This is a genomic window from Hyphomonas sp. (genome assembly GCF_036964145.1).
In the GTDB taxonomy this organism is placed as follows: Bacteria; Pseudomonadota; Alphaproteobacteria; order Caulobacterales; family Hyphomonadaceae; genus Hyphomonas.
This window is the reverse complement of record NZ_JBALUC010000002.1, coordinates 791,088-811,364: the sequence shown is the minus strand read 5'-3', so window position 1 is coordinate 811,364 and position 20,277 is coordinate 791,088. Positions and strand designations below refer to the sequence as shown.

The window sequence follows — 20,277 nt, the reverse complement described above, 5'->3', positions numbered from 1 at the left end:
TCCTAGTCGCGAGAGGGTACGCCCTCTCGCACACGCTTGCGGATCGCCCCCGGCAACCAGCGCGACATGAAACGGGCTCGTTCGGCATCCTTGCCCACCATGTAATGTGTATCCTTGCCATGCGCAGCGTCCCAGGCGCGTTCCGCGGCCATCGAGACCGGATACACATTCATGCCATTCTCTCGCAATTGGTCCGACATCTTGTGATTGGACCCCTCGCGGTCGCCCATTTCGAGAATCGGCGTTTCGACGAACCAAGGCATCAGGCTGGTGACGCGAATGTCGAGATCGCGGAATTCGGCGTCGAGCGCTTCCGTCAGGCCCCGCACGGCAAACTTGGTGGCCGAATAGACTGCCAGCTGCGGGGATCCGACCACACCGGCTGTTGAGGCCGTGTTCACGACACGCGCGCCAGATGTGGCCTTGAGCAAAGGCAAGGCAGCCTGCACCCCGTTGACCACGCCTTTGACATTAATGTCGATGATTGCGTCATTGTCTTCGCCGGTAATGTCCTCGAACCAGCCATGACGGCCAATGCCGGCATTGTTGAAGAGTACATTCATGGCGCCTTCGGTGGCTTCGCCAAAATCCTTCGTGGCGGCGGCCCAGTCTTCGCGGTTGCGGACATCGAGCTTCGCCTTCATGCAATTGGACGCGCCGATTTCCGCTTCGACAGCGTCGAGGCCTGCGGTATTTACGTCATAGAGACCGCAAAACCAGCCCCGCTTTGAAAAATGACGTGCTGTCTCGGCGCCGATACCGGATGCTGCGCCTGTGATGAAGATACTCTTTCGTCCGCCCGCTCGGGTCATGGGCATTTCCTCTTGCTGTCAGGGACTGGTCGCCCTTTTCAGCAGTGTCAGACGACATCCATGCCCACGTCAAGATTGGGCGCCGAATGCGTCAGGGCGCCCACGGAGATGAAGTCCACGCCCGTCTCGGCGATTGCCGCTACGGTACCCAGATTGACCCCGCCGGAGGCTTCGAGTGTCACGCGGCCCTGATTTATCTCTACGGCGCGGCGCAGCGTGTCCGGGGTCATGTTGTCGAGCAGGACGGCGTGTGGGCCATGCTTCAGGGCCTCCTCGAACTGGTCGAGCGTGTCGACCTCGATCTCGATCATGCGGAGGTGACCGGCATAGGCCTTAGCTCGCTCCAGGGCGAGTGCGACCGAGCCATCGCACGCAGCGATGTGATTGTCCTTGATCAGGATGGCATCATCCAGGCCGTAGCGATGCGCGGTGCCGCCGCCGCAGCGCACGGCGCGTTTTTCCAGCGCGCGGTGGCCGGGCGTTGTTTTCCGTGTACACACAATTGTCGCGGATGTGTGGGAAATCTTCTCCACATAATTGCTTGTCATCGTCGCAACAGCGGAGAGCCGGCCGATGAAGTTGAGCATGGTACGCTCGGCGGTCAGAATTGAGCGCGCGCTGCCATCAAGTCGCGCCACAACATCGCCGGGCTTTACGGCTGCGCCATCGCCCATCTGGATATCCAGCTTGACGGACGGGTCGATCAGAGTGAGCGCATGCGCGGCAACGTCGAGGCCCGCGATCACGCCCGGTTGGCGCGCGGCGATGACGACGCTGAGCTGTGTCTCAGGCGCGATCGTCGCGTCCGTCGTGAGGTCTCCCGCGCGGCCGAGATCTTCGGCCAAGGCCAGGCGGACGATGGGGTCGAGGATAATGGCGGGGAGGGGCGGCGGGATCAGGCTCATGTTCGGGCGGTCTCCTCAAAATCTCTCAGCAGGAACTGGCGCTCCGGCGCAATCATGTCCGGATAGTCGGACCGGAAATGGCCGCCCCGGCTTTCCTTGCGGTTGAGCGCGGCCTGAACGATCAGTCTGGCCGTGGTCAGTACGCGTGCGGCGCCATGAATAGTCTGCAGACGGTCAATCAGGTCGAGAACACGGGTCATGCCGGCAGCGTCACGCACAACGCCGCAGCGTTCGGACATGGCCCCGCGCAGCTCCTGCAAAGCTGGAACGGGCAGGGCACCGGGCACGTGACCGGTGGAGGCGTCAGGCGTTGCAAGATCGGTGTCTCGCAGGCGTTCCGCAATGCGATGCGCGAACACGACGGCTTCCAGCAGCGAGTTCGAGGCGAGGCGATTGGCGCCGTGAACGCCGGTCGAGGTGCATTCACCGCAGACGGACAATCCATCCAGGCTGCTGCGGCCCCAGAAATCCGGAACGATGCCGCCCATATGATAGTGCGCCGCCGGAGCGACAGGGATCATCTCGATACGTGGGTCAATCCCGGCGGACATGCATGTGCCGTAGACGGTCGGGAAATGATCCGGGAAATGTTCACCCACGGCCTTGCGGCAATCGAGGAAGGCGCCGCGACCTGACAGGCGCTCAGTATGGACGGCGCGGGCCACCTCATCGCGGGGCGCCAGCTCTGCCAATTCGTGATAGCTGGCCATGAAGGCTGTGCCGTCGCGATTGTGCAGGGTCGCGCCTTCGCCGCGTAAGGCTTCGGTTGCCAGTGGCGCCGGATCGCGGCCAATGTCGATGGCGGTCGGGTGGAACTGGACAAATTCGAGATCGGCAATCAGCGCGCCGGCTTCCCATGCCATAGCGACGGCATCGCCGCGCGCTTCGGGTGGATTGGTCGTGACCTGGAACAGGCCGCCAGACCCGCCGGTGCACAACACGGTTTCCCGTGCCGTCCGTGTGGAGAGCGTGCCCGATACATCCCGCAGGATGACGCCGGCCACTTGCAGATTGGCGTCCTGCATCAGGCCGGTGGCGCGGACGCCTTCAATGACGGTGATGTGGGGTGCGGCGGCGACGGCTGAGACCAGCGCATCCATGATGGCCTTGCCGGCAAGGTCTCCGGCCACGCGCGCGACGCGTGGGTGCGAATGTGCCGCTTCCAGCGACAAGGCGAGTGCGCCATCGGGCGTGCGGTCAAACGGAACGCCCAGCGCAACAAGATCGCGGACCCGTGCCGGGCCTTCTTCGGCGATGAGGCGCGCGATGATCGGATCGACGAGCCCTGCGCCTGCCGCGACCGTGTCAGCGGCATGTTGTTCGGGGCTGTCCAGGGGATGCATGGCAGCGGCAAGGCCGCCTTGTGCCCATGCGGAGGAGGCAGCCTGGCCAAGCGGGGCCGGGGAGATGACGGTGCAGGGGCGCGGCGCCAGTTGCAGCGCCAGGAACAGGCCAGCAAGGCCGGCGCCTACGATCAGAACGTCATCATCGACTGGCCCACTGGCCGTCAGGGTTTGCGGAATGGAGGCGCTCACGGATCAGGAGATGCCGTCATTCGCGCGGCGGAATTCCGCCGGTGCGGTCACTGCGGATACCAGCGCGCCAAACATCCGGTCCGCCGACTGGATGGTCAGCGTGAAATTGTCCGGCACATAGATCAGGCCTTCGACCTTGGCTTCCAGCATTTCCTCGATCTGCGAGCGGATCGAGATCTGGTCGCCGAAACGGCGGGCCTTGCAGGACTGCCGCACGACTGACCGGCCCCACATGGAGCAGACTTCAACGGCGGTCAGTTCGCAGCTATACTGGCCTTCTTCCGGGTGCGGAGAGAGGTACATGGTGCCAGACATCATGCACTCCCCATTGCGATAGGGTTTTGTCTGGAAGCTCCAGGTGCCGAGGACATCCGAAGGGTCTCCTTCAACTTTGCTGTCGGCATGGGCGGGTGCGCAGGCCAACAGGCCAGCAATCGCCATTGCCGCGAGACCGAATTTGCCTCGGACCATCCTACCTCTCCTTGCGCCCAAAGACACATTACGCCGCTCCCCCGCGTTTGCACAACCTGTCTGACTGCTAGACGACCATTTCGATCTCAAGTGGCTTCAAACCGGTCTTGAAGGCGAGGGGTTTGGCCATTTTCGGCAGGGCCATCATTGCATCCAGGGCCTGCTTGGCGCGGATGCGGACATCCTCGGGAATGAGCACCTCATATTCGCCCGTGACCAAGCAATCATAGATGTTTTCCAGAGTGATACGCTTCATGTGCGGGCAGAGATTGCACGGACGGATGAAGTTCACACCCGGATTGGCTGAGGCGACATTGTCGCTCATCGAGCATTCCGTCAGCAGGACCACCTTGTTCGGGCTTTCCTCGGCCACATAGTTGGCCAGCGCGGAGGTCGAGCCGGCAAAGTCTGACGCTTCCAGTACGTCCGGCGGACATTCCGGGTGGGCAAGGATGACCACGCCCGGATGGGCCTCGCGCAATTGCTCGACATCATCGGCGCTGAACATCTCGTGCACTTCGCACGCGCCCGGCCAGGTCATGACGCGGATGCCCGTCTGGGCGGCCACGTTTTTGGCTAGGTACTGATCCGGCACGAGGATCACCGTATCGGTGTTCCACTCCGCAGCGATGGCTTCGACCACTTGCGCTGCATTGGAGCTGGTGCAGGTGATATGGCACTCGGCCTTCACCTCAGCGGTACAGTTCACATAGGTCACGATCGGGTAGTTCGGGAATTTCTCCTTGATCAGACGCACATCGGCGCCGGTGATCGAGGCGGCCAGCGAACAGCCAGCGCGCGTGTCAGGAATAAGCACCGTCTTCTCAGGCGCGAGGATCTTGGAGGTCTCGGCCATGAAGTGCACACCGGCCTGCACGATGATATCGGCATCCACATTGGCAGCTTCCCGGGCCAGTTGCAGGCTGTCACCGCGAAAATCGCCCACAAGCTGGAAAATGTCCGGCGTCATGTAATTGTGCGCGAGGATGACCGCGTTCTTCTCTTTCTTGAGACGGTTGATTGCCGCCACGAGGGGCGCAATAGCGGGCCATTCCATCGGTGTGATGAAATCCTGAACGAGCGGATAAAGCGCGTCCGTTTCTGCCTTCACGGCGTCATCATAGGAAAGACCACGCGCTTCAGCAGCAGATGCGCCGCGCAGCGGGGTCGGGGTGGGACAGCCGGGGCCTGAATCAATGAGACGTGCCATGTTTTCCTCCTTCGCAGATCGACTTATGCTCGATCTGAGTATAATATAGGCCCGAAATCTGGCGCTTCAAGGGGACTGGCCTCCAAACGTCAGGGATTCAGGTCGCTCTTACGACAGAAACTTGAAGCTTATGCGCACTCTGAGCAAAAGGGGTGTAACGCCTGAGAAAAGATCAGGCAAGCCAATTTTTGACGTGAACCTCGCGTCAGCCCTCGTCGAACAATTCCAGCGCTGCAGCGGTCATGGCTTCGACGCCGGTGGCGATGGTCGGGTCATAATCTGGCGCGAAGAAAGGTGAGTGTAGTGAGGGCAGGGGCAGGGAGCTGTCCTGGGACGCCTCATAGCGCGACGGCTCTACCGCGCCGACCCAGAAGAGGAGGCCCGGAATGTTCTCGTCGGTTCGGCCGAACTGGCTGAAATCCTCGCCGCCCATCACCGGGGGCACTTCCTTGACATTGTCCTTGCCGATCGTATCGGCAATCGCGGCCATCGCCTTGTCCGCAAGGTCGGCATTATTGAACAGGGACGGCGTATAATCCTGCTCCACCTTGATCTCGGGCGCCGGCGCGCCGAAGGCTTCGGCCTGTGCCTTGGCGATGCGCTCGATACCATCGAGCAGCATCTTGCGGGTCGCGTCATCATAGGACCGCACGGTCAGGAGCAGGGTCGCCTCGTCCGAAATGATGTTGTGCTTGGCGCCGGCCTTGAACGACCCGACCGTGACCACGGCGGAATCCTGCGGGTTGGTGTTGCGGGATACGAGGCTCTGCAGGGCGACGACGATGTGCGATCCGATCAACACAGGGTCGCGCGTCGTGTGCGGGTAGGCGCCATGCCCGCCAACGCCTTTGACCGTGATGTCGACACTGTCGACATTCGCCATGGCATAGCCCTTGGTATAGACGACCGTGCCCGCAGGTGCGGAGGCGGAAACGTGCAGGGCGAGATTGTAGTCCGGCTGCGGGAAGCGACTGTAGAGGCCGTCGGCCAGCATGGCCTGGGCGCCAAGGCCGATCTCTTCGGCAGGCTGGGCGATCATGACGAGTGTGCCGTTCCACTCATCCTTGCGGGCCACGAGCGCGCGCGCCGTACCGATCCAGCTGGTCATGTGGATGTCGTGACCACAGGCGTGCATGACCGGGCTCTCGACGCCGGTCCATGTGGTGGACCTGACTTCGGAGGCGAAAGGAAAGCCGGTCTGGTCGGGAACGGGCAGGGCGTCCATGTCGGCGCGGATCATGAGGGTCGGGCCATCGCCATTGCGCAACACGCCGACCACGCCGTGTCCGCCCACGCCATCCTTTACGGCGCCGACATCCTTCATCGCCTTTGCGACGACCCAGTCCTGTCCAATGCCGGTGGTGACGTCAAAGCCGAGATTTTCCAGTTCGGACGCCATCAGCGCAGCGGATTTCGCTTCCTTGAAGGAGAGTTCAGGATTGGCGTGCAGTTGCTTGTAGATCTCGATCAGCTCGGCATCGGCATGGGGCAGGTTTGCCGCCTGGGCGGATGCTGGCCCAACTTCGCCAGGCGCGGCCGGGGTTTCAGTCGCTTCGGAGGTGCCGGCGCCTGCGTCGGAGGTCAGGGTTTGGGGCGTCTCAGGGGCGTCATTTCCGTTCCCGCAGGCAGCGAGCGCGAGGGCGAGGGAAGAGATGGCAACAGTGCGGAACATGGGAATTGGCCTCCGGCTGGGGTAAGCAGTCAGCGTAACGGCGTTTTCCGCGCTGCCAAGGGGGCTAAAATGTCCTGCATTCTACGGCAATCGCCGGGTTGCGCCGGAGTGCTGCGCTGCATATAAGGGGCGGTCCAAAGGAGATTATCTGCTCATGGCCCGCGTTACTGTCGAAGATTGCGTCGAAAAGGTCCCGAATCGTTTCGAGCTCGTCCTGCTTGCCGCACACCGTTCCCGCATGATCCGCGAAGGTTCGCCGATCACCGTGGACCGCGACAATGACAAGGATCCGGTCATTTCGCTGCGCGAGATTGCTGATGAGTCGATCGATCTGAAAGTGGTCAAGGAAGCCCTCATCTCCAACCTGCAGGATATTCGTCCGGGCGAAGAGAACGAGCGCGAAGCCGACCGCATGGCTCTGGAATCCGCACCGGCGGCAACCGAAGAAGACGTCATGCGCGCCTATCAGGCTGAGCTGGAGTCCGGACGGGACGACCGGCTGTAGGAGGCCAGATGGACGGCAGCACCCTTTCCGCGACGGATGAAGGGGCTGGCGACACAGCTGGCACAGAGCGACCGGCTGCGGAAAAGCCCGCGCCGCGTGAGGTTCTCACCCGAGAACAGCTGATTTCAAAAGTTCGGGCGTATCACCCAAGGGTGAAATCCGAACTGCTGGGCGCCGCCTACGATTTTGCGAAAAAGCATCATGGTGAACAGAAGCGCGACTCCGGCGATGCGTATTATTCGCATCCCGTAGAGGTCGCGAGCCTGCTCGCCGACGTCAAGCTGGACGAAATCACCATTGTTGCCGGCCTGCTGCATGACGTGGTCGAAGATACCGAGATCGATATTGGCGATGTCGAGGTGCGCTTTGGCGCCGACGTGGCCGAACTGGTCGATGGGGTCACCAAGCTCGACAAGCTGGAATACAGTTCCAAGGAGCTGGCGCAGGCTGAGAACTTCCAGAAATTCATTCTCGCAACAACCAGCGATATCCGCGTTCTGCTCGTGAAGCTGGCCGACCGGCTTCACAATATGCGCACGCTGCATTTTCGCAAGAAGGCTTCCAGCCGGGAACGCACCGCGCGTGAGACGATGGATATTTACGGCCCGCTCGCGCGGCGTGTGGGCCTCTACCAGATTGCCGCCGAGATGGAGGATTTGGCCTTCCAGGAGCTCAATCCTGAAGCGCGCCGCGCCATTCTCTACCGCCAGGAAGAACTGGCGCTCGAAAATGCGGACGATCTTGAGCGTATCCGGGGCGATCTTGAACAATTGATGGAAGTCTCCGGCATTCCTTGCCGGGTAAAAGGGCGTCGGAAACAGCCCTATTCGCTATGGCGGAAGCTGGAGAAGAAATCGATTTCCTTCCGCGATGTGGCCGACCTGTTCGCGTTTCGCGTGATCGTGGAGAATGTCGACGATTGTTACCGGGTTCTTGGAGAGATCCACACGCTCTGGGCCTGCATTCCGGACCGCTTCCGCGACTATATCTCTGTGCCGAAGCCGAACGGCTATGCGAGCCTTCACACGACTGTGCGGGCCTCAGGCAATCGGCGTGTCGAACTCCAGATCCGCACCGAAGAGATGGACCGGACCGCAGAATTCGGCGTAGCCGCGCATTGGGGCTACAAGAATCGTTCCTATGGCTTCGACATCGACTCCGCGCGCGCCGCTGGCCTCGATCCCTCAGCCAATCTCGAAGCGTTTGCAGAACTACTTCAGGATGGCGGCGATCCGAGCGAGTTCATGGAGCACGCCAAGCTGGAAATGTATCGCGAGCACGTCTTCGCGTTCACCCCGAAGGGCAAGCTGATCATCCTGCCGGCGGGCGCCATGCCGCTCGACTTTGCCTATGCGGTCCACTCCGCAGTGGGCGACACATGTGTCGGCGCCAAGATCAATGGTGAGGTCAAGCCGCTGCGCCGCCCGCTCAAGAATGGCGACGTGGTGGAAGTCATCCGGGGCAAGGCGCCTCACGCCATTCATGGTTGGGAAGCGCTGGCGATCACGGGCCGCGCCCGGTCAGCGATGCGCAAGCTGGTGCGCGAGAAGGAAACGACCGAGTTCCGGCGCCTTGGCCAGGGCCTGATCAACATGGCCCTGCGCCGGGCGGGCATCGATCCGGTCGATGTGAAGATGAACCATACGGCGCGACTCGCCGGCTTCGAGAACATGGAAGACATGGCCGAAGCGCTGGGGCGTGGTCGGATTTCATCGAATGATGTGATTCTGGCGGCCTTCCCCGGCTATCGGCCGGAACGCGAGGGCGACCCGTCCAAGGTGCGCATGGACAGTGAGCACACGCCGCTCATGGTCTCCGGTGCCGATCTGTCGCCGGGCGTGACGCTGCATCTGGGCAATTGCTGTTGCCCACTGCCGGGCGACCGGATCATGGGGGTTCATGAACCTGGCAAGGGCATCGTGGTCCATGTCGCCAGCTGTCCGAAACTGGCTGAATATGACGACAAGCCCGAGCTTTGGGTCGATCTGCGCTGGACCGAACTGGCGCGCACCGGCGCGGTCGCAATTGGGCGAATCCGCATCAATGCCTCGAACGAGCGGGGTGTGCTGGCCAAGCTCTGCGCTGCCGTGGCACAGGCCAGCGGCAACATTACCAGCATCCATACTGTGGACCGCCATGAGGACTTCACCGAAATTCTCATGGAAATTGAGGTTGAAGACCTCAAGCGCCTGACGCAGATACTGGCCGCGCTCCGGTCGATCGCGGTGGTCGACCGAGCTGTACGCGACCAGGAGGGCGAAAATGACGAATGATGATGTGTTGAATGTATTCCGCGAAGCCGGGGCTTTGCTGGAAGGTCACTTCATTCTGTCGTCCGGCCGCCGCAGCCCGGTCTTCCTCCAGAAGGCGCTTGTCTTTTCCCAGCCTGACCTGTCGGAGAAACTCTGCAAGGCGCTGGCGGATAAACTCACTGCAGAATTCGGCAAGATCGATGTCGTGGCCGGCCCGGCTGTGGGTGGCATCATTCCGGGCTATGAACTGGCGCGCCAATTGGGCGCCCGGTCGATCTTCGCTGAACGCGTCGATGGCCAGCTCCAGTTCCGCCGGGGCTTTTCGATTGCCGAGGGCGAGCGTGTGCTGATCGCGGAAGACATTGTGACGACCGGCCTTTCATTCCGGGAAACCGTCGAGGCGCTGGACGCGCTTCCGGGCGACGTCGTGGGCGGCGCCTGTATCATTGATCGGTCGAATGGCCGCGCCGATGTCGGCTGCAAACTGATCTCTCTCGCGGCTGTGGACTTCCCGGATTACGATCCGAACGATCTGCCGCCCGATCTGGCCGCGATGGAAGCTGTAAAGCCGGGCTCGCGAGGCCTCGCCTGATGACAGGCCCGATCCGTCTCGGCGTGAACATCGATCACGTTGCCACGATCCGCAATGCACGGGGCGGAGACCATCCGGACCCGATGCGCGCAGCGCAGATCGCGGCTGAGGCGGGCGCGGACGGCATCACGATCCATCTGCGCGAAGACCGGCGCCATATTCGCGATGGCGATCTCGAAGCCATTCGCGCAGCCTCCAGCCTGCCGATCAATCTCGAAATGGCCGCCACCGAAGAGATGACGGATATTGCCTGCAAGTTCCGTCCGCATGCGGCCTGTATCGTTCCGGAAAAGCGCGAAGAGCGCACGACGGAGGGAGGGCTCGATGTCGCGGGCTTGCACAATCAGATTGCACCTGTTGTTCGCCGTCTCAACGAGTCCGGCGCGAGAGTGTCGCTGTTCATCGAGCCGGATCCGGTCCAGATCGCCGTGGCGGAAGTGCTTCAGGCCCCTGTCGTGGAACTTCACACCGGAAAATATGCCGAACTCTGGATCGAAGGCGGCGCCGAGGCGGCCGCGCCGGAACTCGAGCGGCTGAGAATCGCTGCGGTCGAGGCACGCAAGCGGGGCGTTGAGCCCCATGCAGGTCACGGCCTGACCTTCGAGAATGTGGCGCCCATTGCAGCGATCCCGGAACTTGCCGAACTGAACATCGGGCACTTCCTGATCGGCGAAGCGATCTTCATTGGGCTCGAGGCGGCGATCCGGGAAATGCGCCGCCTGATGGATGAGGCGCGCGCATGATCATCGGTATCGGGAACGATCTCTGCAATATCGAACGCGTACAAAAGACCCTCGCCCGCTTTGGGGAGCGGTTCGAAAATCGCGTCTTCACGGATGTCGAGATCGCGCTGGCGCGCCGCCGTCGCCTGACGGCCGAGACCTATGCCAAACGGTTCGCGGCCAAGGAAGCCTGTGCCAAGGCGCTGGGCACAGGCGTACCCCGGCGCGGCGTGCACTGGAAACATCTGGGCGTCATCAACCTGCCGACCGGCAAGCCGACGCTGGCACTGACGGGCGGCGCAGCAGAACGTCTCGCCGCCATGATGCCGGACGGTCATGAAGCCGTCATCCATCTCACCATCACCGACGACTATCCCTGGGCCGAGGCTCACGTCATCATCGAAGCCTTGCCGGTGCGACCGGCATGAACTCGCCCAGACCGAAGCGCACCCGCCTGCGAGCGAAGGGAAAAGGCAGCCAGCCTTCGCTGGCCGAGGCCGATATCAAAACGCTGGAATCCATTCTCGGACACAAATTCAAAAATCCGGAAACGCTGATCCGTGCCCTGACCCATCCGAGCGCGGTTGCGGCGGTGGACTCGGTGAGACTGTCGAACCAGCGGCTCGAATTTCTCGGTGACCGAGTGCTGAATCTGGTGATTGCCGAACGCCTTATCGACCGGCGCAGGCTGGAAAGCGAAGGCGATCTTGCACCGCGCCTGAACAGTTTTGTCCGCAAGGGGGCGTGTGCAGAGGCCATGCGTTATCTCGGGATTTCCCAATTCCTTATCATGTCGGATGGCGAGATCGCTTCCGGCGGGCGCGAGCGCGAATCCACCTTGGGCGATGCCTGCGAAGCCATTATCGGGGCAATCTACCAGGATGCCGGCCTGTCGACGGCCCGGAAATTCATTGAGAAAGGCTGGGCGCCGCAATTCGAGGCGGCCCCGGCCCAGACCAAGGATCCCAAGACCCTGCTGCAGGAATGGGCGCAGGGACAGGGTTTGCCGCTGCCGGATTATGACGTGCTCAGCCGGTCCGGCCCAGACCACGAGCCCACGTATGAAGTTGAGGTCAAAGTGGCCGACCGAGGCGCGGCTGTTGCCGCGGGCTCGTCAAAGCGCGATGCTGAGCGTAATGCTGCCGCCCTTCTCCTAGAAAGCCTGACCGGAACCCCATGACAGATATCCCCATCACCCATGCTGGATTTGCCGCCATTATCGGCGCGCCGAATGCGGGCAAGTCCACGCTGACCAATCGCCTGGTCGGAACCAAGGTGGCAATCGTTACGCACAAGGTGCAGACGACGCGCTTCCCGGTGCGCGGCGTCGCGCAGGTGGACGGCACGCAGATCGTGCTGGTCGACACGCCCGGTATTTTCGCGGCCAAGCGCCGGCTCGACCGCGCCATGGTCAAGGCGGCCTGGAGCGGCGCGGATGATGCGGACGCCATCGTTCATCTGATCGACGCTTCGGCCTGGGTGGCCGAACGCGAGAACCGGGTCGACGGCGCGCAGAAAAAGTCTCTGGAAGATGACCGCCGCGTGATCGAGCAGTTGAAGCAGAGCGGGCGCAAGGCCCTGCTTGCCTTGAACAAGATCGATCTGTTCCCGCATGATCAGGTCCTGCCCATTATTGCGGAGCTGAACGAAACAGGCGTCTATGAAGAAGTCTTCATGATCTCCGCCGAAAATGGCGAAGGCGTCGAAGCGCTGGAAAAGGCGCTCGCGAAACGTATGCCGGAAAGCCCGGCGCTCTACCCACCGGACCAGATCGCAGACCTGCCGATGCGCCTCCTTGCCGCTGAAGTGACGCGCGAAAAACTGATGCTGCGCCTGCATCAGGAATTGCCCTACCAGCTGATGGTCGAGACCGAAGCCTGGGAAGAGAAGAAAGACGGCTCCGTCCGTGTGCAGCAAGTCGTGGTCGTCGGCCGCGAAAATCACAAATCCATGGTGCTTGGCAAGGGCGGCGCGGCGATCAAGGACGTCGGTCGCAAGGCGCGCGAAGAACTCTCCGAAATGCTCGGCCGCAAGGTCCATCTCTTCCTGTTCGTGAAAGTGGATGAACGCTGGCAGGAACGCCGCGAGAGTTACCAGGGGCTCGGCCTGGAGTTTGATGTTTGAACTGGTCGGATGACGGCATAATCCTGGGCGCACGCCGCTTTGGAGAAGGTGGCCTCATCCTCGACGTTCTGACCCGCACGCGCGGTCGCCGGTCCGGCCTCGTCTATGGCGGCTCCTCCCGCAAGCGCCGCGCGCAATACGAAGCCGGCAATTCCGTATCCCTCAGCTGGACGGGGCGTCTCGAAGACGCGCTCGGCCGGTTTGATGTGGCTGAGGCCAGTCGGGAACGCGCTGCACGCGTGCTGGACGACGCGGCTGCCCTCGCCGCCATTTCCGCCGTCACGGCCATCCTGCGCGGCGGGCTGAATGAAGGCGACGCTGCAGGGTCTGCTCTCTTCGAGGCGACAGAACTCCTGCTCGACCAGATCGAGGCGCAGGAAATCTGGCCGGCGCTCTATGTGCGCTGGGAACTCGGCTTGCTCTCCGCACTCGGCTTCGGGCTCGATCTCGATGAATGCGCGCTCAGTGGCGCGAATGATGGTCTGACGCATGTGTCGCCGAAGACGGGCCGGGCCGTACGGGGCTCAGAGGCGGAGGAATATGTCGACCGCCTGCTGCGCCTGCCGCAATTCCTTGTCGAATCCACAGCCCATGTCGCGCCCGAGGATATTGCGGATGGCCTCAAGCTGACGGGTTACTTTCTGGAAGAGCGGTTGTTTGGCGGTCTCAATCGCGGTGTCCCGCCGGAGCGGATGCGGCTGGTCGGCCGCATCCAGAAGCGGGTCTAAGCGCTGACGCTTGGGCGTTGGCTGACCCGGGCAAACCAGGCCCCGATATGCTTCAGGTCCGGATTGAGCGGCTGGCCGACCTGATGGCCGAAGGCCAGGAAACAGAACAGCATGATGTCAGCCAGGCCGAAGGCCTTGCCTGCCACATACTCACGGCCGTCAGCCATCTGTTCGTCCAGAAAGGCGAGTCCATCCTGTGCGCAGGCTTTCAGACCGTCAGCAGCTTCCGGAAGGCAGCGCATCCGGTCCTGGAACATCGGCAGGCCCTCGGCGGCGCGGAAAGCTGTGGTTAGCGGCTCAACAATCTTGAGGTCCACCCACCGCGTCCAGCGGCGGTTCTGGGCGCGCGCTTCCGGCGTGTCCCCCATCAGGCGGTCGCCGGGCTGGGTTTCGTCCAGATACTCGCAAATGGCGGTGATCTCCGTCAGGATGCTGCCATCATCGAGTTCAAGGGCGGGCAGCTGGCCGGCCGGGTTCTTGGTCGTATACGGCGCCTGCCGGTTTTCTCCGGCCATCAGGTCGACCTCCTCCTTGGGCAGGTCGATGCCGCGTTCCGCCATGAACATGCGAACCACGTGCGGGTTCGGGCCTATGGAATTATACAATTTCATTCTATTTCCTTCCCTCTTGTGGCGCTGACTGTCGCGCGGCGAGATTACACGCGCAAGGGCTGTCATATTCAGAAGCCGTTCATTTTCCGGTGTGCTAGGTAGCCGGTGAGGACTGGGGCGTTCCGTGCAAACGAAAAGGCTGATGCCATGAAGAAAACTGTTTTTGCCGTTACTGCCGTCGCCATGCTGTCACTGGCTGGCTGCATTCACGTCGATGCCGACGAACACGGCCGCGATGCAATGTATGAAAATACTGAAACCGCGCTCCGCGTCTGCGGCGGCGAAGGCCGTGTGAAGGAAGTCAATGAAGACGGCTTCAAATGCATTGACTAGCCCAGTGCGGCGCTAGTCACCGGCATACTTTCCCCCCGCCCATGTCGAGATGAAAATGATCGGCATGGGCGGCATTGTATTCAGGTCCCAACGTCACCGAGAACAGCTCGCACGCGCCCTTGTGGATTCGGCGCAGGAATTTCTGTTCGGGCCCGCCCGCATCCCAATGCGTCTTCACGCTGATCAGGCGGCCATCTTCCAGCCGAAAGCCGGACACGTCGATCGCATTGCCAAGCCCGTGCTGTGACATGCGACCGGTGCCGGCAATGTTGCGGCAGGAAAAGCTGCCATAGGTTTCGATCCGCGCGATGGGAGAGCCGAGAATGTCGACGGCAGCCGGACGGGCGACATGCCGCTCCCATGTATAGAGGGCGGCGGCCTCTCCGCAGGTCATGCGCAGCGTGGCGGAATAGGGAGTCATCGTCTGGTCCAGGGTCAGCGCGTTGTACAAGCCGCAGCCGGCCTGCATGTCCTGGTCTTCCAGCGGCGTGTAGAGCACCCCGGCCTCGTCCAGCGCGGTGAAACAGACTTCGCGGTTCTTCTTGGCACGGGTCAGCTTGTGCCAGGTACCGATGCCGGGCGTTTCGGTCAGATCAACCGGCGCAAAGGGATTGTGGCGCGGCGGGGCCAGCCAGACAAAGGCCAGCAGCACCAGCGCAGGCAGGCTTAGCAACAGGATCCATGCCCGGATTGCATTCATCAGCAGCTGTGCCCTTTTCCTTTCCTTAACCAAAGCGACGTTTGTGTTAACGTGCTCCGGCCCTTGAGTCGCTGACTTTAATCAAGGGCCTGCACCAGAATGTGGCACGAACTGCAAAGAGGCCAGAATGTCCGATTTGATTGACGGGACGCCGGAAGACCGGATCATCAACGAGCCGATGAGCGAGGCGCTCTCCAAGCGCTATCTCGCCTATGCGCTCTCGACGATCACGTCCCGCGCGCTGCCGGATGTGCGCGACGGTCTGAAGCCCGTCCAGCGCCGTATCCTCTATGGCATGCGCGTCCTGAAGCTTGATCCCGAGGGCGGCTATCGCAAATGCGCCAAGATCGTCGGCGACGTGATGGGTAACTTCCACCCGCATGGCGACAGCTCGATCTATGACACGCTGGTCCGCCTCGCCCAGGATTTTACCGTTCGCTATCCGCTGGTCGATGGCCAGGGCAATTTCGGCAATATCGATGGCGATAGCGCGGCTGCGTATCGTTACACCGAGGCGCGCATGACCATTGCCGCCGAGCTGTTGCTGGATGGCCTCAACGAGAACGCCGTCGATTTCCGCGCCAACTATGCGGAGAATGACGAAGAACCGGTCGTGTTGCCCGCGGGCTTCCCCAATCTGCTCGCCAATGGCGCCAGCGGCATTGCGGTCGGCATGGCGACGTCCATTCCGCCCCACAACGCCGCCGAATTGATCGATGCGGCCCGGCTGCTGATCGAGAAGCCGAAGGCGACGACCAAAGAATTGATGGATTTCGTCCAGGGGCCGGACTTCCCCACGGGCGGCATTATCGTCGAAACCAAGGAAGCCATGCTTCAGGCCTATGAAACCGGCCGCGGCAGCTTCCGCATGCGGGCGCGTTGGGAGGTCGAGGATACCGGCCGGGGCACCTATCAGATCATCGTCACCGAGATCCCCTACCAGGTCCAGAAATCCCGCCTGCTCGAAAAGCTGGGCGAACTGATCGAAGCGAAGAAACTGCCGCTGCTGGATGATGTGCGCGATGAGAGCGCCGAGGATGTCCGGCTGGTCCTGGTCCCGCGCTCGAAGACGGTTGAGCCGGAAGTCCTGATGGAAAGCCTCTACAAGGTCTGTGACCTCGAGACACGCTTCAGCCTGAACATGAACGTGCTGCACAAGGGCGCGCCGCAGGTCATGGGCCTGAAGGACGTGCTGCAGGCCTATCTGGAACATCGCCGCGAGGTGGTTGTCCGCCGGGCCGAGTTCCGCCTCGACAAGATCGAGAAGCGCCTGCACCTGCTCGATGGCTATCTGATCGCCTATCTCAACATTGATGAGGTGATCCGGATCATCCGCTATGAGGACGAGCCGAAAGCCGTCCTGATGTCGACGTTCAATTTGACCGATATTCAGGCCGAAGCGATCCTCAATCTCCGTTTGCGGGCCTTGCGCAAACTGGAAGAGATGGAAATTCGCGGTGAGCATGACCGGCTCAGCGCAGAGCGCGAAGAACTCAACAAGCTGATCGGGTCCACACGCCGCCAATGGAGCAAGGTCTCCAAGGAACTGAAAGAGGCTCGTGAAGCGTTTGATCCGGGCTCCGAACTTGGCCGCCGTCGCGCGACCTTCGGCGAAGCTGCAGACGTTGACCTCGCGGCCGCGCTGGAAGCTTCCCGTCCGAAAGAGCCGCTCACCATCGTGCTGTCCCAGCAGGGCTGGATTCGCGGCATGAAGGGACATGGGCTCGATCCGGAATCTGCGAAATTCAAGGATGGTGACGAGCTCTATCTCTCCGAAGAAGTGATGAGTACGGACAAGATCATCCTGATGGCGTCCGATGGCCGGGCCTTTACCCTGCCGGCTGACAAGCTGCCGGGCGGTCGGGGACATGGCGAGCCGATCCGCCTGTCCATTGATCTGGAAGACAGTGTCGACATTGTCGCCATGTTCCGCTTCGAACCTGACCGCAAGCGGGTCGTCGCCTCCAGCGAGGGCTATGGCTTCGTGGTTGAGGAGAAGGAATTGGAGTCCAACCGCAAGGCGGGCAAACAGGCGGTCAATACCGGCAAGGGGGAACTCAACATCTGTGTCCCGGTCGAGGGCGACATGCTGGCCGTGGTCGGATCAAACCGCAAGCTCCTGATCTTCCCGCTGGACGAACTGCCGGAAATGGCGCGCGGCAAGGGCAACAAGCTGCAATCCTATAGCGGCAAGTTCAAGCTCAAGGATCTGATGACCTTCGACAAGCGTGACGGCCTGATTGTCATGACGGGCGGTCGCCACCGCGCCTTCCCGGAATGGGAAGAGTGGATCGGCAAGCGCTCGCAGGCCGGCAAGACCGTTCCGAAAGGCTTCCCGAAGGGCGGGACGTTCAGCGGCTAGGCTGACGGGTCCAGTCCGAAAGCCTTGTAGGCATCCTTCCGATTGCCCCAAAACGGGGTAATGTGGGAGGGAACCTGAAGCTTTGTCACCGGCTGAGCCTCGAACGGCGCGGCAGGTTTCGGGCCGACAAGTATGGCGTTGAACTTGCCACCCCTCGCATCGTTCAGGATCCACTCCGGTCGCTTGCCGGTCAGCTTCTTGATATCCTGACGGTAAAACCGTTTTGCGGCGCGGTATTCCTGTTGCCACTGCGTCTTGTATCGGCTGAGGTCCACGTTCGGATTGAGTTTCCTGGCTGACGCGACCCGGTCCTCAACCGGGATGATGCGGCCCGGAGCTGAGACGTAACATTTCCTGGTTGGAGAATTGTCGAAGGAGATGATCCCCGTTCGCGAGGCATCCACTCCATTTGCAATGGCGCCCGCTTCATAGGAGTTGATGACCACGCCGTCGATTTCCACCCCAGGGGCGCGCTGAATGTTCCACAGAACGGAGTCATAGGATGTGAGGTACAGGAAGACCGGCGTATCGGTCTCCGTCACAAGGACGTCGATCTGGCGAGCATTGTTTACCGCATTCCCGATAGCCATGCCGAGGGCTTCGCGCTGCATGGCCGTCTTGGCGTTTTTTGTGCTCTCCCGGATCATGGCTTTCCGCTCGGCAATTGCTTCCGGCGTATCCTTCCGGTTGATATGATGCAGCGGCGTCCGGACCCCACCGCCATACGTGTAGACATAAGCCGCACGCGCATTGCTGCTGGCCTTCGGGGTCCGGCAGGATGCATTCGTGCGCACGGCCTCCGGCTGGGCGGGAAGGATTGATGGGCTCAGCGAGGGCGTTCCAGTCGTGACCTGTCCATAGGTGACCGGGGCCTGCCCATCCGCGATGACAAGCGGTGTGGAGGCCTCAATGGATGTGCCACCCGCATTGCCGCAAGCGGACGCGAAAAGAAGGGTTGTTGCCAGCACAATATTGCGCATTCCGGGCCTCCCGCCATGAAGGTTTCTTCCGGATCTATATCACTCTAGTGTTTCGATAGGGTTGATCGGGTGGCTGAAATTCCATTTTGGTCGAAAGGAAACGCCGTGGGCAGACGGCTTACCGGTCCAGCAAGGCCATTGTGTCCGTCATCAGCGAGCCGATCTCGGTGTGCAGGACGAGGTCCGCGAAGGGGTCCTGATCGGTCGGTTCGCGATTGATGATCGCCATGCGCGCGCCATTGCGCTTGGCTTCCATCGGAATGGCCGAGGCGGGATAGACGACCAGGGACGAGCCGAGCACGATCACGAGGTCGCATAGCAGCGCTTCTTCGCTGGCGCGCAGCATCTTGTCTTCTGGCATGGATTGGCCGAACGAGACCGTCGCATTCTTGAGCAAGCCTGTGCAGAAGATGCAGGTGAGATCCTCATCCTCTTCCCAGCGAGGCTTCAGGGCCTCGAATTCGTAGCGCTTGCCGCATTGCAGGCATTTGGCATAGCTCGCATTGCCGTGGATCTCGATCACCTTGTCGTCAGGTACGCCGGAATCCTGATGCAGATTGTCGACATTCTGTGTGACCACGGAAGAAACCTTGCCGCGCTTCACAAGATCGGCGATGGCGTAATGGCCGACATTCGGCTTGGCGCCGGTCCAGCCTTCGGTGCGATTGAACACACGCCGCCAGGATTCCCGCCTTGCGTCGCGGGAGGCCACGAAGTCCTGGAAATAGATCGGCGACATCTTGCTCCACACGCCGCCGGGGCTGCGGAAATCGGGGATACCGCTTTCGGTTGAGATGCCTGCGCCGGTGAAAATCATCACGCGTCGAGCGTCCGAGATCATTCTTGCAAGTTGGCCTGAATCCGTCATGAGCATCTTCTATGCATTGCTGTGTGCACTCTCCCCTCTCTAGCAGCTAATGAATTGAAAGGATTTGTAAAGCGGTGCCTTGGGATAGGTGCGTGGAATTATCTATACGACCGTGCCGAAGGCAGCGCCGATCAGGCCGGTCACCAGCATCGCTGCTGCGCCCCAGAAGACAATTCTCACAATCGCCTTCGTCTTGGCCGCGCCGCCCGCCTTGGCCGAGGCCATGCCCAGCAGGACGAGGGCGAGGAGGGAGACGATTGCGACCACCGGCGTGATGAGGTGCATCGGCGCAAACAGGGCCGCGAGCAGGGGCAATACCGCGCCCGCCGAAAAGCTGAGCGCTGAACTGATCGCCGCCTGGACGGGCCGGGCGGTTACGATCTCATTTATGCCGAGTTCGTCGCGCGCATGGGCCTCCAGCGGGTCTTTTTCCATCAGCTGGCGGGCGACTTCATACGCCGTATCCTTTTCGACTCCGCGATTGATGTAGATGTGGGCCAGTTCGATCAGTTCGGCCTCGGGATGGTCGCGCAGGGCAGTGCGTTCAATATCGAGATCGGCCTGTTCGGTGTCAGCCTGCGACGACACGGAGACATATTCTCCTGCCGCCATCGACATGGCCCCGGCGACGAGCCCGGCCAGACCCGCCGTCAGCACCGCGCCCATAGACGCTTCGGCAGAGGCGACCCCGATCACAAGGCTGGCGGTCGAGAGAATGCCGTCATTCGCGCCAAGCACAGTTGCGCGCAGCCAGCCGATACGATGGCTGTAATGATGTTCGCCGAGGGGAAAGGGTGAGGCCATCTCATTTCTCCGGAGTGTTGCTGAAGGAGGCGATATATCCTTGGGCAGGTCAAGTCTGTCGGATGCGGGCGAGGGCGCGGTCCCTTGCGCT

The 20,277-nt window shown here is 61.6% G+C and carries 21 protein-coding genes; 10 read left to right on the top strand and 11 right to left on the bottom strand.

The window, feature by feature from the left end; genetic code table 11:
• Positions 1–2: 2 nt before the first annotated feature.
• From V7660_RS08835 to V7660_RS08810, 6 genes are all read right to left on the bottom strand, one after another.
• Complete coding sequence (locus V7660_RS08835; protein WP_335602716.1) at positions 3–812, bottom strand: SDR family oxidoreductase; 810 nt, start codon at positions 810–812, stop codon at positions 3–5.
• A 47-nt stretch (positions 813–859) separates the two neighbouring features.
• On the bottom strand, positions 860–1,717 hold the full coding sequence (gene nadC / locus V7660_RS08830; RefSeq protein ID WP_335602715.1) for a carboxylating nicotinate-nucleotide diphosphorylase: 858 nt from the start codon (positions 1,715–1,717) through the stop codon (positions 860–862).
• On the bottom strand, positions 1,714–3,252 hold the full coding sequence (locus V7660_RS08825) for an L-aspartate oxidase (RefSeq protein WP_335602714.1): 1,539 nt from the start codon (positions 3,250–3,252) through the stop codon (positions 1,714–1,716). The genes nadC and V7660_RS08825 overlap by 4 nt, the downstream gene beginning before the upstream one ends.
• A gap of 3 nt (positions 3,253–3,255) precedes the next feature.
• Positions 3,256–3,723 (bottom strand): hypothetical protein, encoded by a 468-nt coding sequence (locus V7660_RS08820; RefSeq protein WP_335602713.1) that lies wholly within the window; start codon positions 3,721–3,723, stop codon positions 3,256–3,258.
• 67 nt (positions 3,724–3,790) lie between these two features.
• A complete protein-coding gene (nadA, locus tag V7660_RS08815; RefSeq protein WP_335602712.1) occupies positions 3,791–4,933 on the bottom strand; it encodes a quinolinate synthase NadA in 1,143 nt (380 codons plus the stop codon).
• A 205-nt stretch (positions 4,934–5,138) separates the two neighbouring features.
• On the bottom strand, positions 5,139–6,605 hold the full coding sequence (locus tag V7660_RS08810; protein WP_335602711.1) for a M20 metallopeptidase family protein: 1,467 nt from the start codon (positions 6,603–6,605) through the stop codon (positions 5,139–5,141).
• A 154-nt stretch (positions 6,606–6,759) separates the two neighbouring features.
• On the opposite strand from V7660_RS08810, the gene rpoZ reads away from it, so the two are divergent.
• From rpoZ to recO, 8 genes are read left to right on the top strand one after another with little or no spacing between them, the layout of a single operon-like run.
• Positions 6,760–7,110 (top strand): DNA-directed RNA polymerase subunit omega, encoded by a 351-nt coding sequence (gene rpoZ, locus V7660_RS08805; protein WP_335602710.1) that lies wholly within the window; start codon positions 6,760–6,762, stop codon positions 7,108–7,110.
• Positions 7,111–7,118: 8 nt separating this feature from the next.
• The gene (locus tag V7660_RS08800; protein ID WP_335602709.1) at positions 7,119–9,383 is read left to right on the top strand and encodes a RelA/SpoT family protein; all 2,265 of its coding nucleotides are present in this window, start codon (positions 7,119–7,121) and stop codon (positions 9,381–9,383) included.
• Positions 9,373–9,954 (top strand): orotate phosphoribosyltransferase, encoded by a 582-nt coding sequence (pyrE, locus tag V7660_RS08795; RefSeq protein WP_335602708.1) that lies wholly within the window; start codon positions 9,373–9,375, stop codon positions 9,952–9,954. Before V7660_RS08800 ends, pyrE begins: the two co-directional genes overlap by 11 nt.
• Entirely contained in the window at positions 9,954–10,697 is a 744-nt protein-coding gene (locus V7660_RS08790; RefSeq protein WP_335602707.1) for a pyridoxine 5'-phosphate synthase, read from the top strand. Before pyrE ends, V7660_RS08790 begins: the two co-directional genes overlap by 1 nt.
• Complete coding sequence (acpS, locus tag V7660_RS08785; RefSeq protein ID WP_335602706.1) at positions 10,694–11,104, top strand: holo-ACP synthase; 411 nt, start codon at positions 10,694–10,696, stop codon at positions 11,102–11,104. Before V7660_RS08790 ends, acpS begins: the two co-directional genes overlap by 4 nt.
• Entirely contained in the window at positions 11,101–11,856 is a 756-nt protein-coding gene (gene rnc / locus V7660_RS08780; protein WP_335602705.1) for a ribonuclease III, read from the top strand. Before acpS ends, rnc begins: the two co-directional genes overlap by 4 nt.
• Positions 11,853–12,800 carry a GTPase Era gene (era, locus tag V7660_RS08775; protein WP_335602704.1) on the top strand — a complete coding sequence of 316 codons (948 nt, stop codon included), beginning with the start codon at positions 11,853–11,855 and terminating at the stop codon, positions 12,798–12,800. The genes rnc and era overlap by 4 nt, the downstream gene beginning before the upstream one ends.
• A complete protein-coding gene (gene recO / locus V7660_RS08770; RefSeq protein WP_335602703.1) occupies positions 12,797–13,528 on the top strand; it encodes a DNA repair protein RecO in 732 nt (243 codons plus the stop codon). The genes era and recO overlap by 4 nt, the downstream gene beginning before the upstream one ends.
• On the opposite strand, the gene V7660_RS08765 is transcribed toward recO, so the two are convergent.
• A complete protein-coding gene (locus V7660_RS08765; protein ID WP_335602702.1) occupies positions 13,525–14,139 on the bottom strand; it encodes a glutathione S-transferase family protein in 615 nt (204 codons plus the stop codon). The two genes, recO and V7660_RS08765, sit on opposite strands and share 4 nt — an antisense overlap.
• Positions 14,140–14,286: 147 nt before the next feature.
• Here V7660_RS08765 and V7660_RS08760 point away from each other — a divergent pair, with 147 nt between their 5' ends.
• Positions 14,287–14,472, top strand: a complete 186-nt coding sequence (locus V7660_RS08760; protein WP_335602701.1) for a hypothetical protein — start codon at positions 14,287–14,289, stop codon at positions 14,470–14,472.
• Positions 14,473–14,488: 16 nt separating this feature from the next.
• On the opposite strand, the gene V7660_RS08755 is transcribed toward V7660_RS08760, so the two are convergent.
• On the bottom strand, positions 14,489–15,172 hold the full coding sequence (locus V7660_RS08755) for an extensin-like domain-containing protein (protein WP_335602700.1): 684 nt from the start codon (positions 15,170–15,172) through the stop codon (positions 14,489–14,491).
• 127 nt (positions 15,173–15,299) lie between these two features.
• Between V7660_RS08755 and parC the strand changes: the two genes are divergently transcribed.
• A complete protein-coding gene (parC, locus tag V7660_RS08750) occupies positions 15,300–17,534 on the top strand; it encodes a DNA topoisomerase IV subunit A (protein ID WP_335602699.1) in 2,235 nt (744 codons plus the stop codon).
• Here the strand turns inward: parC and V7660_RS08745 are convergent.
• The 3 genes from V7660_RS08745 to V7660_RS08735 form a co-directional block, all read right to left on the bottom strand.
• Positions 17,531–18,514: a hypothetical protein gene (locus V7660_RS08745; RefSeq protein ID WP_335602698.1), complete on the bottom strand. Its 984-nt coding sequence runs from the start codon at positions 18,512–18,514 to the stop codon at positions 17,531–17,533. The two genes, parC and V7660_RS08745, sit on opposite strands and share 4 nt — an antisense overlap.
• A gap of 118 nt (positions 18,515–18,632) precedes the next feature.
• Entirely contained in the window at positions 18,633–19,388 is a 756-nt protein-coding gene (locus V7660_RS08740; RefSeq protein WP_348211396.1) for an SIR2 family NAD-dependent protein deacylase, read from the bottom strand.
• A 96-nt stretch (positions 19,389–19,484) separates the two neighbouring features.
• A complete protein-coding gene (locus tag V7660_RS08735; RefSeq protein WP_335602696.1) occupies positions 19,485–20,186 on the bottom strand; it encodes a VIT1/CCC1 transporter family protein in 702 nt (233 codons plus the stop codon).
• Positions 20,187–20,277: the final 91 nt, after the last annotated feature.

Bases quoted from the DNA above. Each gene is read 5' to 3' on its own strand.
- acpS (WP_335602706.1), top strand. From the start codon at position 10,694: ATGATCATCGGTATCGGGAACGATCTCTGCAATATCGAACGCGTACAA.
- rnc (WP_335602705.1), top strand. From the start codon at position 11,101: ATGAACTCGCCCAGACCGAAGCGCACCCGCCTGCGAGCGAAGGGAAAA.
- nadA (WP_335602712.1), bottom strand. From the start codon at position 4,933: ATGGCACGTCTCATTGATTCAGGCCCCGGCTGTCCCACCCCGACCCCG.
- V7660_RS08740 (WP_348211396.1), bottom strand. From the start codon at position 19,388: ATGCTCATGACGGATTCAGGCCAACTTGCAAGAATGATCTCGGACGCT.
- V7660_RS08835 (WP_335602716.1), bottom strand. From the start codon at position 812: ATGACCCGAGCGGGCGGACGAAAGAGTATCTTCATCACAGGCGCAGCA.
- pyrE (WP_335602708.1), top strand. From the start codon at position 9,373: ATGACGAATGATGATGTGTTGAATGTATTCCGCGAAGCCGGGGCTTTG.
- nadC (WP_335602715.1), bottom strand. From the start codon at position 1,717: ATGAGCCTGATCCCGCCGCCCCTCCCCGCCATTATCCTCGACCCCATC.
- rpoZ (WP_335602710.1), top strand. From the start codon at position 6,760: ATGGCCCGCGTTACTGTCGAAGATTGCGTCGAAAAGGTCCCGAATCGT.
- V7660_RS08755 (WP_335602700.1), bottom strand. From the start codon at position 15,172: ATGAATGCAATCCGGGCATGGATCCTGTTGCTAAGCCTGCCTGCGCTG.
- V7660_RS08800 (WP_335602709.1), top strand. From the start codon at position 7,119: ATGGACGGCAGCACCCTTTCCGCGACGGATGAAGGGGCTGGCGACACA.
- V7660_RS08760 (WP_335602701.1), top strand. From the start codon at position 14,287: ATGAAGAAAACTGTTTTTGCCGTTACTGCCGTCGCCATGCTGTCACTG.
- V7660_RS08765 (WP_335602702.1), bottom strand. From the start codon at position 14,139: ATGAAATTGTATAATTCCATAGGCCCGAACCCGCACGTGGTTCGCATG.
- V7660_RS08745 (WP_335602698.1), bottom strand. From the start codon at position 18,514: ATGCGCAATATTGTGCTGGCAACAACCCTTCTTTTCGCGTCCGCTTGC.
- V7660_RS08735 (WP_335602696.1), bottom strand. From the start codon at position 20,186: ATGGCCTCACCCTTTCCCCTCGGCGAACATCATTACAGCCATCGTATC.
- parC (WP_335602699.1), top strand. From the start codon at position 15,300: ATGTCCGATTTGATTGACGGGACGCCGGAAGACCGGATCATCAACGAG.
- V7660_RS08790 (WP_335602707.1), top strand. From the start codon at position 9,954: ATGACAGGCCCGATCCGTCTCGGCGTGAACATCGATCACGTTGCCACG.
- V7660_RS08820 (WP_335602713.1), bottom strand. From the start codon at position 3,723: ATGGTCCGAGGCAAATTCGGTCTCGCGGCAATGGCGATTGCTGGCCTG.
- era (WP_335602704.1), top strand. From the start codon at position 11,853: ATGACAGATATCCCCATCACCCATGCTGGATTTGCCGCCATTATCGGC.
- V7660_RS08810 (WP_335602711.1), bottom strand. From the start codon at position 6,605: ATGTTCCGCACTGTTGCCATCTCTTCCCTCGCCCTCGCGCTCGCTGCC.